Source organism: Dyadobacter sp. HNCC25DJ187, assembly GCF_056895255.1.
In genome coordinates, this window is the sequence record NZ_JBXHAT010000001.1 from 1033495 (window position 1) to 1048375 (window position 14881).

The window sequence follows — 14881 nt, forward strand, 5'->3', positions numbered from 1 at the left end:
GTTAAAAGAAAGGCAAACCACTGCCCAAAATAGTGGGATGTAGGCCCGATTGATACGCAGAAATAAGCCGGATTGAGAAACAGCTACAGCTAAATCGATTCTTTACATACATTTTCCGCAGAACGGGAATTTTTTAACCGGAACAACTTAGTGTTTGTTTAATAGATCAAGCGTTCTGCTGTCCTTTTTACCGTCAAAATACTTTTCAAGTATCTGTTCAAAAACCGGATGTGCCGTCTGAATCTGGCTAAAAAGCGTCATGGATGACCGAAGCTTCAAATCATCCGGACTACCCATGATCTGATGGGCAGATTTACCTTCTACGGTAAGCAGAGCCTCGCAGATTTCGATCAGTCTTCTACCTAAAACAGGGTGCTGCAGATAATCGGCAGCATGCTGTAAATCGTCGATTCCGTAATATACCGAGGTGCTGCTATGGCCTAATCCTTTGATCTGAGGAAAAATATACCACATCCAGTGTCCCCGTTTGCCACCCGCTCGCATTTCTGCCAGTGCCCTGGAATAATCATCTTGTTGCGCTTCCAGGTATTTGTCTAAATGCTTTGATTCCATCGCTTTATATTTTAATCTGATTAGTTCATTATTTTATAAAAGAGAAACCTTCCATATTTTATAAAAGAGAAACCTTCCATATCAAATTGTATTCCAATGTAACCAGATACAAAGCTGGGAATTGGCCCAAATGTTACTCTCTTTGTCTTGATTAGCCTGTTTGGATGTCTGTTTTACCCCCGTTTTAATGTAATAATCAGGCTTATATTTGTTCCATTCTAAACTTCAGCCATCTCAACATGTCAGACTATTCAGTAAGTATCCTTGCAGACGCGACAGCGCAAACAGCTTTTGATTGCATTAACAATGTTACGGCTTGGTGGACCAGTGACCTGAAAGGGCAATCGCAGAATCTGAACGATTCGTTCACAGTGTATTTCGGAGACGTACATATATCTACTCAAAAACTAGTTAAACTGATCCCCAATCAAAAAGTAGAATGGCTTGTAACGGATTGTGCGATTCGTTTTGTCGACGACCCAAAGGAATGGAAAGACTCACGCATTGTTTTTGATATTATTTCCGCTGGTGATCAGACTGAAATCCGTTTTACACACATGGGCCTGAATGCGAGCCTGGCGTGTTATAATGCCTGTTCAAATGCCTGGGCAAGTTATATTGTAGAAAGCCTGCTACCGCTGATCCATACCGGACACGGAAAACCCAGTGGCAAGGATCTTTAAACAGCTATACTAAAAAGCACAACAGCCCCGATGATGCCATTCAGATTGAACAGAGAAAACTACCACCAGCTTTGCGACCATCTGGCAAGTCAGGACGATGAGTTAAAAGCGGTATTGGAACACTATGGCTATCCACCTTTGTGGTCCAGAGAAAACAGCTTTGAGACACTTGTACATATCATTCTTGAACAGCAGGTTTCGCTGGCATCGGCGCTTGCAGCACTGAATAAATTGAAAGAGAAAACGACTGCAATTACACCACAGGCTATTCTGAGTCTAAGTGACCAGCAGCTCCGTGAATGCTACGTAAGCAGACAAAAGACGATCTATATCAGAGAGCTGGCGATGGCCGTAGAGAGTAAAGAGATCAGTCTGGACTCATTTGCAGAAGCACCGGACGAACAGGTTCGTAAGGTATTAACCGGTCTGAAGGGGATTGGCAACTGGACTGTTGATGTCTATTCGATGTTCGCCCTGCAGCATGCAGATATTTTTCCGGCGGGTGACCTGGCTGCTGTCAATGCATTAAAACGACTTAAACAGCTTGGGACGGCCACGACAAAAGACGAAGTCATTCAGATCAGTGAGGGCTGGAAACCTTATCGCACCGTGGCTACAATGATACTTTGGCATTACTACTTATCGACACCTGCCAAAAAAAATTTACAGCCCAATACACGTCCGTAACAAAATGATCCTGATCTCCGCCACAGCGGATTTAAGGCGTACACATGCATGCCGACGATGAATTTTTATAAGCGGTGAGCGGATATGAATGCTTATTCATATGAATGCGATGCTGGCCTGGTTTTTGTATTTGAGCTTTGCAAAACGTACAATCAGATATGGACTCGACAGACAAAAAACCAACAAGCCAAAATGAAGATCCGAAAAAGGACAGCGAGCTGTTAAAGGGATCCAATACTGTAAAGAATCCTGACGACTGGACAACCGGTGATGAGCCGATGACCGGAGCACAGCAATCTTATCTTAAAACGTTGTCAGAAGAGGCAGGAGAAGAATTTAATCAGTCTCTTACCAAAGCGGAAGCTTCTAAACGTATTGACGAACTGCAACACAAAACCGGCAGGGGCCTTGAAAATTAGAGAATGAAAAGCGATGCAGGAAGGCCATATACACACCGGTTTTCTTGCATTGTTTTATAACTAGCTTTGCCTCTCCTTTATTTTCTTCGTTGCAATCGGTAAAGGATCCAATAAAGACTACAGATTGTAACAAACCGCCAAGCCAGATCATACAGCCAGGCGTTTTATCGGCAAGTCTGATAAACATGAATGCTCCCATTACCATCAATAAGATTCCTGACAATAACTACTTTCTAAATATTTTTTTAGAAAAGCACATATTCAATAAGCGAAGGAATTAAATTTCTAAACAGAAATAAAGTGCAAATCATGTCGCCACGAGACAGACCATGCAGCTTAACTTCTCTCCTACCATATTTCTGATTCTATCAAACTTTGTGATTGATATCCTGTAAAGCAATCTGATTTATGTGACGAAAAACGGGGTCGTGGCCCGACATTTTTGTTTTTCGCAATAACACTATTTCAGACCCCGTTTATGCATCGACGTGGGGTGTAAACGGAATTGATGCATGCTCTAATATGAAATAATCTAAATGTACCGGAACGTGATTTTCATGAATCTTAATTAATTTTCCTGCTACATACTTTAACCTATTTACTTTTTAAAACTGATGACACAATCTTCAGTCTTACATGTGAAGAAGCTATTTAATGGCTCCAGCGAAATGCATACTTGCTGCCGCAACCTGGATTGGACGCAGACACATTTAGGCGATGTATCTGACTGGTCTGCTGCTTTACAGACTATTACTCAAACTGTACTGGATTGTCCATTTCCCAGCATTGTACTTTGGGGAAAGGAATTGGTTCAAATCTACAATGATGGCTACCGCGAAATTATGGGTAGTAAACATCCTGCAGGGCTGGGACAACCTACTCGCGAATGCTGGCCGGAGGCCTGGCATATCAACGAATCAATTTATCAGCGTGTCTTTAACGGAGAGTCGGTATCGTTTACCAATGCGCTTTTCAAGCTGAACCGCTCCGGAAAATTGGAGGATGCCTGGTTTAATGTTAGTTACAGCCCCGTCGCTGCAGAACCTGGGCAAATAGGCGGAGTTCTGGTGATTGTTTTTGAAACAACAAAACTGATATTGGAACAGGATAAACGCCAGAAAATTGAACATCAGCGTAATTTCATATTGACGCTCAGCGATACCATAAGACCGCTGTCTGATCCGCAGGCGATACAGTACGATGCAGTATCCTTATTAGGAAAATTTCTGTCAGCAAACCGTTCCGGCTACGCTGAAACCCTTCCGGATGTGGAGCTGGTTGTGGTTACCAGGAACTATACAGACGGCGTAAAAAGTCTGGATGGCATTTACACTTATAGTGATTATGGCGCCGATCTTTACAACGGTTTGCTACAAGGGCGTACGATCGTAAGACAAAATATTAAAAATGACCCCTTGCTTACCCGGAGCGAAAAGCAGGCACATCTGGAACTTGATCTTGAAGCGACCATAAATGTTCCTTTGGTAAAAGACGGGCGACTGGTGGCGATATTATTTGTCCATTTTAATCATCCGAAGGAGTTCTCTGAGCAAGAAATAGCCCTGATCGAAGAAACAGCTGAACGGACATGGTCGGCTGTGGAAAGAGCAAAGGCAGTATCAGAACTCCGAATTTCAGAACAGCAGCTCAGGGCTATTGTTGAGAAGACGACAACAGGCTTTGCACGTGGGAATGTAGATGGTATGCTTACTTTTGTCAACCAAAGGTACTGCCAGATGTTGGGGTATGCTTTCGAAGAGATCGTCGGAAAAAATATGCAGGACTTCACACACCCGGACGATCAGGCCTGCAACCTGGATCTTTTCCATCGCCTGGCAAATACTGGTGAATCATTTGAGATAGAAAAAAGGAATATTCGAAAAGATGGCTCGGTGATATGGGTTCATAAAAGTGTTTCGGCCCTTTACGATGAACAAGGTAATGCAGACCAGCTGCTTGCAACTTACACCGATATTACCGCTCGTAAAATGGCAGAAAGCGCACTTCGGGAAAGTGAAAGGCAATACCGGGATCTTACCATTCAGTTGGAGCAACGGGTGAAAGAACGAACCATCCAACTTGAATCAACCGTGGCCGATCTGCAACGCTCGAATGCCAATCTGCAACAGTTTGCTTACGTAGCTTCCCATGATTTGCAGGAACCACTACGTAAAATCCATCAGTTTGGCGATCTGCTTCTGAGTTCATACGAAAATCCCAATAAGGACGGAAAGGTTTACCTGGACCGTATGTTAAACGCAACCAAGCGTATGTCCATTCTCATTAACGACCTGCTGGACTTCTCCAGGCTGGGTAGCGGTGCAGGTCCAACAGAGACAGTGGACTTGAATGGCTTGGTAAAAGACGTGGTGAATACACTGGAGGTGGCTGTCAAAGAGCAAAAGGCACAAATACTTCTGCGCGAATTGCCGTCGGTAACAGGAAACGTTTCTCAGTTGCATCAGCTATTTCAGAATCTGATATCCAACGCGTTGAAATTCCACAAGCCGTCAGAAGCACCTGTTATAAAAATGGATGCTAAACGAATCACAGCGCAACAACTGCCCGGACGGGTAAATCCTGCTGTAAAAGCCCAGGCTTACTATCAAATCGATGTGAGCGACAACGGTATCGGATTTGATGAAAAACACCATGACCGTATTTTTCAAATGTTCCAGCGACTACATGGCAAAAGCGAATACCAGGGAACAGGAATAGGTCTTGCCATTTGCGAAAAGATTGTATCCAACCATCATGGTGGTATCTGCGCTTTCAGTACGCCTGGTACGGGCTCAATTTTCAGCGTTTTTCTACCCGACACGATTATTAATTAGGATCTTATGTCTTTTCACAATAGTTCTTAACAAAATTCACTTTTGAACAATCATCATGGATCATGGACATTTTCTGATTCGGTTCACATATTGACGTCTTACTTTATTGCCAGGATTATCAGATTAGAATTACATCCATTTTTCTATTTTCGTTAAGCTGACAGTATAGTTGGCACGATTCTGTTGCTCGGTTCGCGATTTAATTTTAACGACTGAGCGCATGAAAACGCAGAAACCAGAGGAAATCCTTTTCGCAGACGACGGAGTTATTCCTAACAGTCACCTTCCCGCACTTCTTTACCGGCAGGTACTTGGCACACCTGTTGACTCTAAAAATTTAGAGGAAAGACTTGCAACCAATAACTGGTCGAACAGTTGGCGTTATGGAATCTATTCCTATCATCACTACCACAGCAATACACATGAAGTACTCGCAGTGTTAAGCGGATATGCCTATTTACAACTTGGTGGCAATAATGGAAGGAAGTACGTAGTAAATGAAGGAGATTTACTGATATTACCTGCCGGTGTCGGTCACAAATGCTCATATGCCACCAGCAATTTTCTGGTTTTCGGTGCTTATCCTGATGGCCGTGAGCCCGACCTAAGAAAGGCCAACAGGACTGACCGGCAGGGAGCAGATGAGAATATTCGAAATGTGCCTGTTCCTACTGCCGATCCGATATTTGGAACGTTGGACGGACTGGTGAGAATCTGGAAAAAAGATCTGTCCGACTGATTAATATGTTCAAACATCATGCATATGCAACGACGAGAATTTCTATTCACAACTCCTTTGGCTGCAGCATGCCTGGCTTCAGGCTCAGCCACCGCATTCAATTCATCAATCGAAACGACCAATATGACACAATTCACGAACAGCAAACATTTCAAAAGATTTCGTCCTGCAGAAAAATCAGGCTTCGGCGGCGTAGCGTTAGGCAATGGTTTTCAGCAGAATCCGGATATAGAATGTCTTCAATGCATGCAGGAAGCCTGGGACAAAGGAATACGTTATTTTGATACATCACCGTGGTACGGACTAGGTATTAGCGAACGGCGGATGGGATTGTTTCTCAAAGACAAAAAGAAAGAGGAATTTACACTTTCTACCAAGGTTGGCAGACTGCTGACACCTCAGGAGAACTTCAAACCCGGACAGCTGCTTTGGAAGGGTAAAATGAACTTTGGATACAAATATGATTACACTGCAGATGGTGTAAGACGAAGTGTTGAAGAAAGTTTGCAACGATTGGGCGTTTCTTCCATTGATGTGGTATTTATACATGACCTGTCACCTGACAATGGTGATATGAAAGAGAAATGGACGGAATACTTTGAAATCGCACGAAAAGGGGCCATGCCCGAACTGACAAAAATGCGTGATGAAGGGATCATCAAAGGATGGGGCCTGGGGGTTAATACGATCGAACCTATTTTGAAAACCATAGAGGTAGCAGATCCTGATATCTTCTTATCGGCTTGCCAGTACTCATTGATTGAACACCAGGCTGCACTTGATAAAGTGTTTCCGAAAGTGGCAGAAAAAGATATATCCATTGTTGTAGGTGCTCCGCTTTGTGCGGGTTTCTTGTCCGGGAAAGACAGGTATCTGTATGGCGGCAAATTCCCTGCAGGGGTCAAAGAGAAGCTGGCAGCATTACAAAAAGTAGCGGATCAGTATCAGGTAGACCTGCGAACAGCTGCCCTACAATTTTCGGCTGCTCCCGAAGTTGTTTCAGCAGTGATTCCCGGCGCTCATACGGTACAGCAAGCGCAGGAAAATGCAGCATCATTCACTACAAAAATTCCGGCTGGATTCTGGGCGCAATTGAAACAGGAAAAACTGATTGCAGAAAATGCACCAGTACCAAAAGGTTGATTTCCGACCAGGGAGAATGGAGTTCTCCCTGATTGTTTTATCCTGACACTACCAGTTGATTCATAGCCGGCTCCAATCCGGCAGAAGATGCTTTCTTGTAAAGCTTGTATAACAGACAAGTTCTGATACAAACCAAGCTGATTGAATGGTCGTATCTGCGTTGGCAATACCCATTCATTACCACATTATTTTGTTAAGAAGTGATCCGACGGATAAAAACGATCACGAGCACAAATGCGAACTAATCCGTAAATAAACCTGTAGTAAATAAGCAACGTATACAATTTTAAGGGTGGCTTAACTGGTACTACAGGTCATGAATAAATTTTCAGCATTCAAAGATTTCACTAACTCCCTTCCTGAGCAGCAGATCATGCCGGTACTATTTATCGGACACGGATCACCCATGAATGGCATCGAAGATACCGAATTCAGCAGAAGATGGACACAAATGGCAAAGCAAATACCAACGCCTGCCGCTGTATTGGTTATATCTGCGCATTGGTTTACACAAGGAACCAAGATCACAGCGATGGACTTCCCTGAAACGATTCACGACTTCGGTGGCTTTCCTCCTGAATTATTTGCTGTACAATATCCTGCTCCCGGCAACCCAGAACTGGCAAAAGAAACGGCAAACCTGATCCACACTGCAAAGGTAGAACTCAATCACGATTGGGGACTCGACCACGGTACGTGGACTGTCGTGCGTCATATGTACCCCGAAGCGAAAATACCTGTACTGCAATTGAGCATAGACTATTCCAAAGGGCCACAGTACCACTATGACTTAGCGAAAGAATTGCTGGCATTACGCAAAAAAGGTGTGCTGATTATTGGAAGTGGCAACATGGTACATAACCTGAGAATGGTTGCCTGGAACAGACTGAATGATGTGCAGGGCTATGGCTTCGATTGGGCTTTGGAAATAAACGACAAGTTTAAGTCGCTGATTACAGAACATGATCATACGCCACTAATCAACTATTCCATGCTGGGGCGGCAAGCCACGATGGCTATTCCGACACCTGAACATTATCTGCCATTGATATATACACTTGGATTGCAGTCGGGAAAGGAAGACATTTCTTTTTTCAACGACCAGGCAGTTGGCGGTTCACTCACGATGACATCTGTGAAGATAGGATGAGAAGGCAGGTTTTGCTTTCATACCAAACGTAGCAATCGGTTACCGGTTGCTGAACTTCCTCCAAATTAATAATACCTTAACAATTGCTTAATCACAGCGAGTTGGCAGGTGTATAGTTTTGCATAAACTACTCACCATTCCAAATGTATTTATTAAATTCTACCCGTAGCTATGCTGCCGCGCTTATTCTGGGGGCTATGACCTTTTCAGGATGTAATCTTCAGGATCACCAGGTACCTGTGGACGCAAGCAAACTCATTGACCGCTCCGTAAACCCTTCGCTTGTCAAAGCGATGCCCGGCTTCGAAGATCTGAAAATCACCACACTGATCAGTTCTGATGACCAATTGCAGGACTCGCCCGGATTTGTGTACGGAGCTCAACCTGACGGAGGTGCATTCATGAAGAATCCTAACGGGGAAGGCTACATCATGCTCAATAACCACGAGATTTTGTTTTCTGTATCACGCGTATTTTTGGACAAAGAACTTAAACCTGTGAAAGGTGAGTACATCGTTGATGCTGAAGGTGGACAATGGCGCTTATGCTCAGCCACACTTGCAACGCCTCAGGAACACGGCTTCGGACCTGTATTTCTGACTGCGGGTGAGACCAATTCTGAGTCTATGACACATGCGATTGATCCGTTCGCTCCTGCTGACAAGAAAAACAAAACAAGAACTGTTGCCGCATTTGGAAAATGGAATGCAGAAAATGCAGTGCCGTTACCAAAAACTGCTTTCCCTGGCAAAACGGTGATTATCATAGGTGAAGATGATACCAATGGGCAGCTGGTAGCCTATGTTTCTGAGACAGTGGGCGATCTGAACAATGGGAAATTATATGCGCTGCGCCGTACAAACCAGAACAGCGTAGAAACAGATATGACACAGGGAGAGTCCTATGACGTAGAATTCGTTCCGTTTGATGATGTCAAAACAAGCACAGGAACACAACTTCAGGCACAAACTGTCGAAAAGAAAATGATCCAGTTTGCGCGTGTTGAGGATATTGATTATGTAAAAGACGGTGTGGGGCGTGAAATCTATTTTACAGCTACTGGTGTGAGTCAGTCTGATAAAGTTACACCCGTTGCCGGCAAAAATATGTGGGGACGTGTATACCACCTGACATTCGATGCAGCTAACCCATTGAAAGGTAAACTGAACATCATTATGGATGGTGCTGACAGACCAGGGAACTTCATTGTAAACCCTGATAACATCTGTGTAACGAAGAATTATGTGTACGTTCAGGAAGACGGCGATTCTTTCTACCGCGATAACGACCACGATGGTACGATCTGGCAGTATAACATCGCAACGAAAGAATCGAAAGCGATGATCCAGATGAACCATAGACGCAGCGACGCCACATTCAACGCAAAATACAACTCGGTTGGTAACAACTCTTTGAGCACCTGGGAATATGGCGCCATGATCGATATTTCTGATATCGTTGGCATTCCTGAAACCTTTATGATCAATATTCACCCGCATACATGGCAGGATGAAAAGTACAAAGGTGCGGATGGCAGCGGTCTTTCTACCAATAAGGAAGGTGGCCAGACTGTCATCGTAAGAGGAATCAAACAATAGTTTTTGCTTAAAATAAGTATAAGGAGGGCCAGTCTGATATGGCCTTCCTTATCTGGTTTCCAGTCCTATATGAAATATTTATTCAAGCTGACCATCACCTTTACAGTGCTGTGGCTGTTCAATGCCTGTTCAAAACAAAGCCCATCTCAGCAAGTACGTGAGTACTTTCTGGATGATCTGAATACCGTCATCAATAAAAATGAAGACTTCCTCGGCAAAGCAAGAAGCGGAGCTGCCAAGACCGAATTGCAATACGAATTTCTAAAACTCAGATTACGCTATAAACAGGTTGAAGCATTTGCTGAATACTTTACGCCAAGCACAGTAAAGCTTGTAAATGGTGCTCCGCTGGATGAAGTCGAAGATGAAGAAAATGCCATATTTGAACCCGGAGGCTTACAGGTTATTGAAGAGCTGATTTATACCGATGAAGCAGTGGAAAGAGATGAGTTGATCCGTCATATCCGTAAGCTGCAGGTAAATCTTAAACGTATTAAAATGCTATGGGCAGATATTCAGATTACCGATGCGCAGGCTCTGGACGCGCTCAGACTGGAAATGTTCAGATTGACCACACTGGGTATTTCCGGATTTGATACGCCGGCCTCAGGCAATGCTATCGAAGAAAGTAAAATCGTTCTGACTTCTTTCAAAGATTATCTTGACATATACAGCAAGATGTTTTCTAATGTAGAGGCTTTGAATGAAAAAGTGGAAAATGCACTGTCATTTCTCAAAGTCCAGAAAGATTTTAACTCCTGGGACAGAGCGGCCTTTATTGTTGACCACCTGAATCCGATCTGTCAGATGTTGCACGATCAGCAGAAAAAAGCGGGTATTCCGTTCATTCAAGATGGCAAACTATTAAGAGGTGACGCCGCAACCTTATTTGAACCCGGTGCTTTCGATGCAGAAGCGCTTGTAACAAATCCGGACTTCAAATCCACGGCCGACCGCATTGCCCTGGGCGAAAAGCTTTTCTATGACGGTAAGCTTTCCGGTAATGGAAATACGAATTGCGGCTCCTGCCACTCCCCTGCTTTAGCGTATACCGACGGGCTTCAAACCAGCAGAGGTTTTGCGAAAGGTAACATTCTGCGCAACGCCCCAACCATTATGTATGCTGCTTTGCAGCAGGCGACATTTTACGATCTGCGTTCGCCGTCGTTGGAAGATCAGGCATCCGATGTCATTCACAATACAGATGAAATGCATGGGTCGCTGCAAGCCATCACGAAGATGATCGCCAGCGATGAAAATTACGTCTCACTTTTTAAAAATGCCTACTCTGAGTCTGTTCAGCCAATTCATGTCCAAAATGCGCTGGCTACATTTGTGCGTTCGTTAAGCCCATTTAATTCGCCATTTGATCAATACATGCGCGGTGACAAAAAAGCGCTCACGGATGGTCAGGTAAAGGGTTTTAATTTATTTATGGGCAAAGCCAAATGTGGTACGTGCCATTTTGTTCCACTATTCAATGGCACAGTGCCTCCCGATTATCAAAGATCCGAATCTGAGGTATTAGGTGTGACCAGCAATACAGATTTCAAACATCCGGTCATGGATTCTGATCCTGGCAGAGGCAGGCACAATCAATTCCCACAATGGCAGCATGCCTTTAAAACCAGCTCTTTACGCAACATCAGCAAAACGGCTCCTTATATGCACAACGGCGTATATACAACCTTGCAGCAGATCATGGATTTTTACAATGAAGGTGGTGGTGCAGGAATGGGATTATCGGTTCCGAATCAAACCCTGGCAGCCGACAAGCTCGAATTGACTGATCAGGAAATGCAACAGGTAATCAGTTTTATGGAAAGTCTGACCGACAAATCTTTATAAAGCTGGTGCTGATCCGGCAAGGATTTTTTAGGTTTGATGAAATATGGGCCAGCCATCCACCTCAATATTTCATGCAGAAAACAGCTACTTCGATCTTTAAATATACAAAACTTCTGATACTACTGGCCCTGACAGGCTGCGGTTCTGACAAGAATCCGGATCAGTCCTGGCCGGTTTATAAGGCGGACGAGAACAGTTCGAGTTACTCTTCTCTCGACCAGATTAATACTTCGAATGTCAAGGATCTGCAACAGGTCTGGGCCTTTGATTTCGATGATATACCTTCCGGCGGACGAGCCGGTGTCAGTCAGAGTAATCCGATTATCGTAGATGGTGTTATGTATACCACATCGGCAAGAGTGATTGTCTATGCCATTGATGCTGAAACGGGTAAGAAAATATGGTCATTCGATCCATTTGACGGAGGAGAAGGAAGCGGACCTGTGCGTGCTGTCACCTATTGGGCAAAGGATGATGACAAAAGGATTATCTTCTCTGCCGGAAATTATCTGTTCGCACTCAATGCGGCCACAGGAGCGCTTGCGAGCTCATTTGGTGAAAACGGAAGAATCAATCTCAATGTCGGTCTTCGTGATGATCCTGAGAAAATTTCCGTCTCCATGACAAGTCCTGGCATCGTTTACCAGGATCTGATCATTACCGGTTTACGCCTGCCCGATGTTTACGACGCGCCTCCGGGCTACATCCGGGCATATGATTGTAAAACGGGCAAACTCGTCTGGACTTTCCACACGATCCCCCACCCCGGCGAACCGGGATACGAGACCTGGCCCAAGGATGCTTATAAGTATGCAGGAAGTGCCAATAACTGGGCTGGGATGAGCCTGGACAGTAAACGTGGCATCGTCTATATTCCCTTGGGATCAACATCCTATGATTTTTATGGCGCAGACAGAACCGGTGCCAATTTATACGGAAACAGCCTGCTGGCATTAGATGCTGCAACCGGCAATTATAAATGGCATTATCAGATTGTGCACCACGACTTATGGGATTACGACTTGCCCGCGCCACCCAACCTGGTGACCATAACGAAAGAAGGGAAATCAGTTGAGGCGGTGGTTCAGCTTACCAAACATGGTTTTGTTTTCGTTTTTGACCGACAAACCGGAAAGCCGCTGTATCCGATCGAAGAAAGAAAGGTACCATCTTCCAATATGCCCGGAGAACAGGCCTGGCCCACACAGCCTTTCCCGTTGAAACCCAAACCTTATGCCAGGCAACAAATCACGGAAGCGGACCTGACGCGATATCCGGGAGCGGATCACGATTCGACAATACAAAAATTCAGATCATTGCGGTACGAAGGCATCTTCACTCCACCCGATCAGAAAGGTACGCTGGTATTGCCCGGAACGCTGGGAGGAATTGAATGGGGAGGCGCGGCTTATGATCCGAAAACTTCGATGTTGTATTTCAAATCCAATGACTCGCCCGAGATCCAGACCATAGCAAAAGTGGGTAATAACCAGGCGACAACAGGACTGGATGTTGCCACACACGGCCAGGTGCTGTACGGAACCTATTGCGCATCATGCCACGGAGCTGATCGCAAGAGCAACAAACCCGGTTATCCTTCCCTGACGGGCCTTTCCAAACGAATGAAGCCAGAACAGATTCTAAACAAAATTCAAAAAGGATCCGGTGTAATGCCCGCATTTGGCAGTTCGCTCACCTCGGAGCAGCAAGAGGCTTTGCTGACCTATGTGAGTGATAAAAAGCAAAGTCCACTCAGGATTCCCAAGTCTGCGGCGGATAAAAAAGATGCTCCTAAGGAACGCCTGATGAACGTGACAGCCTATCAACCTTTTCTTGACAACAAAGGCAATCCGGCAATCCGGCCACCTTGGGGAACGCTACATGCACTCAATCTGTCGACAGGTGAATATGAGTGGCAAATTCCATTGGGCAACAACGAAAAACTAAAATTGCCAGGAATGCCCGACACCGGCCAGGATAGCAAACCAGGTCCTATTGTTACGGCTGGTGGGATTATATTTATTGCTGGCACGGCTGACAACAGGTTCCGCGCTTTTGACCAATCAACAGGGAAACTAATATGGGATAAGTTACTACCCGCTATGGCTAATGCAATCCCGAGCACGTATCAGATTGCCGGTAAACAATATGTGGCCCTCTCAGTGGCAGGAACACAGCAAAAGCCATCGGGATCGGTGATGGTGTTTGCGTTGCCCTGATATCGCTAATTTCAACATTTTGGACGATCTCAACTGAATATAACTTGCTCAGCCCCTTAAAATCTGATCGGAAACAAAACACCGGCATGCGCAGATAACCCACGGTTGTGGGGATCAACGCCGCCTCGTAGTACTTTACTCAAACCCAGATGATAGCGGGCTTCGGCAAAGAGCTTTAAATTTTTCATTGGATAAGCAAGCCCTGCACCACCTGTTAACCCATAATCAAAGCTTCTCAAATCATTCTCCCCTCCAAACTTCGTATCAATTTGAGTATCCGTAATAGTCACACCATCATGGTAGAGTTGAGATCTACCTTTAACTTTTCCTTTCCCGGTTAATAGCTTCATATCGGGCCCCGCAGACAACATTAAATCAAATAGTCCAACGCGCGTTTTATATTGAAACAATATTGGCATTTCGATATAATTGACAAATATTTTGCCGGATTCCCTACTTCGCATCGATACACCATTCAAAACACCTTCCACCTCTTCATCATATTTGGCTCCTCTTCCTGAAAACCCAGGCTCTACCTGAATGCTGAATGCTGAGTTTAATGGCATATTAAAAACAACGGCTATGTTCGGCCGTATGTTTGAATTAAATTCAATGACATTAGCAGGTCCGAATTTGGCAAAATTCACTCCTCCCCGAATACCAATATGGTACTGGGCATATGCTGGAGCACAAAAAATTAAAAACGTAAATACAAACAGTAAACAAGTGTAGCAATATTTTTTCATGAGCTTCAGATGAGGTGAAACGTATTAAAGTTTAATGAGAAATCAGCTACATATTGATGCAGACAGGCTAATATACATAAATAATTTACATTGGTTACATAAAATATCATTCACAGACTGAAAAGAAATACTTTGAACACAGTGTTAATTATTTTCAGAATTCACAGTATCATAATTAATGTTAAATGGATTGAACTAACTATCTCCGGAATAGATACCTTCCTACATTGCAGTTAAATCAA

General features: G+C 44.3%; 12 protein-coding genes. 10 read left to right on the forward strand and 2 right to left on the reverse strand.

Features of this window, described 5'->3' with window-relative positions; translation table 11 throughout:
* Window positions 1-147 precede the first annotated feature (147 nt).
* Complete coding sequence (locus AC1XUE_RS04220) at window positions 148-573, reverse strand: DUF1810 domain-containing protein (RefSeq protein ID WP_483354678.1); 426 nt, start codon at window positions 571-573, stop codon at window positions 148-150.
* 239 nt (window positions 574-812) lie between these two features.
* Between AC1XUE_RS04220 and AC1XUE_RS04225 the strand changes: the two genes are divergently transcribed.
* The 10 genes from AC1XUE_RS04225 to AC1XUE_RS04270 all read left to right on the forward strand — a co-directional run bounded on the left by AC1XUE_RS04225 (window position 813) and on the right by AC1XUE_RS04270 (window position 13893).
* Window positions 813-1256 (forward strand): SRPBCC family protein, encoded by a 444-nt coding sequence (locus tag AC1XUE_RS04225; RefSeq protein WP_483354679.1) that lies wholly within the window; start codon window positions 813-815, stop codon window positions 1254-1256.
* A 30-nt stretch (window positions 1257-1286) separates the two neighbouring features.
* A complete protein-coding gene (locus AC1XUE_RS04230; protein ID WP_483354680.1) occupies window positions 1287-1943 on the forward strand; it encodes a DNA-3-methyladenine glycosylase family protein in 657 nt (218 codons plus the stop codon).
* Between the two features lie 158 nt (window positions 1944-2101).
* The gene (locus AC1XUE_RS04235; RefSeq protein WP_483354681.1) at window positions 2102-2362 is read left to right on the forward strand and encodes a DUF3072 domain-containing protein; all 261 of its coding nucleotides are present in this window, start codon (window positions 2102-2104) and stop codon (window positions 2360-2362) included.
* A 614-nt stretch (window positions 2363-2976) separates the two neighbouring features.
* Window positions 2977-5196, forward strand: a complete 2220-nt coding sequence (locus AC1XUE_RS04240; protein WP_483354682.1) for a PAS domain S-box protein — start codon at window positions 2977-2979, stop codon at window positions 5194-5196.
* Between the two features lie 220 nt (window positions 5197-5416).
* Complete coding sequence (locus tag AC1XUE_RS04245; RefSeq protein ID WP_483354683.1) at window positions 5417-5935, forward strand: cupin domain-containing protein; 519 nt, start codon at window positions 5417-5419, stop codon at window positions 5933-5935.
* Window positions 5936-5959: 24 nt separating this feature from the next.
* The gene (locus AC1XUE_RS04250; RefSeq protein ID WP_483354684.1) at window positions 5960-7078 is read left to right on the forward strand and encodes an aldo/keto reductase; all 1119 of its coding nucleotides are present in this window, start codon (window positions 5960-5962) and stop codon (window positions 7076-7078) included.
* A 316-nt stretch (window positions 7079-7394) separates the two neighbouring features.
* Window positions 7395-8228 carry a 4,5-DOPA-extradiol-dioxygenase gene (gene ygiD, locus AC1XUE_RS04255; protein ID WP_483354685.1) on the forward strand — a complete coding sequence of 278 codons (834 nt, stop codon included), beginning with the start codon at window positions 7395-7397 and terminating at the stop codon, window positions 8226-8228.
* Between the two features lie 143 nt (window positions 8229-8371).
* Window positions 8372-9826, forward strand: a complete 1455-nt coding sequence (locus tag AC1XUE_RS04260; RefSeq protein WP_483354686.1) for a PhoX family protein — start codon at window positions 8372-8374, stop codon at window positions 9824-9826.
* A 69-nt stretch (window positions 9827-9895) separates the two neighbouring features.
* The gene (locus AC1XUE_RS04265; RefSeq protein ID WP_483354687.1) at window positions 9896-11674 is read left to right on the forward strand and encodes a cytochrome-c peroxidase; all 1779 of its coding nucleotides are present in this window, start codon (window positions 9896-9898) and stop codon (window positions 11672-11674) included.
* Between the two features lie 71 nt (window positions 11675-11745).
* Complete coding sequence (locus tag AC1XUE_RS04270; protein WP_483354688.1) at window positions 11746-13893, forward strand: pyrroloquinoline quinone-dependent dehydrogenase; 2148 nt, start codon at window positions 11746-11748, stop codon at window positions 13891-13893.
* A 56-nt stretch (window positions 13894-13949) separates the two neighbouring features.
* Here the strand turns inward: AC1XUE_RS04270 and AC1XUE_RS04275 are convergent, their stop codons facing one another.
* A complete protein-coding gene (locus tag AC1XUE_RS04275) occupies window positions 13950-14639 on the reverse strand; it encodes a porin family protein (RefSeq protein ID WP_483354689.1) in 690 nt (229 codons plus the stop codon).
* Window positions 14640-14881 lie beyond the last annotated feature (242 nt).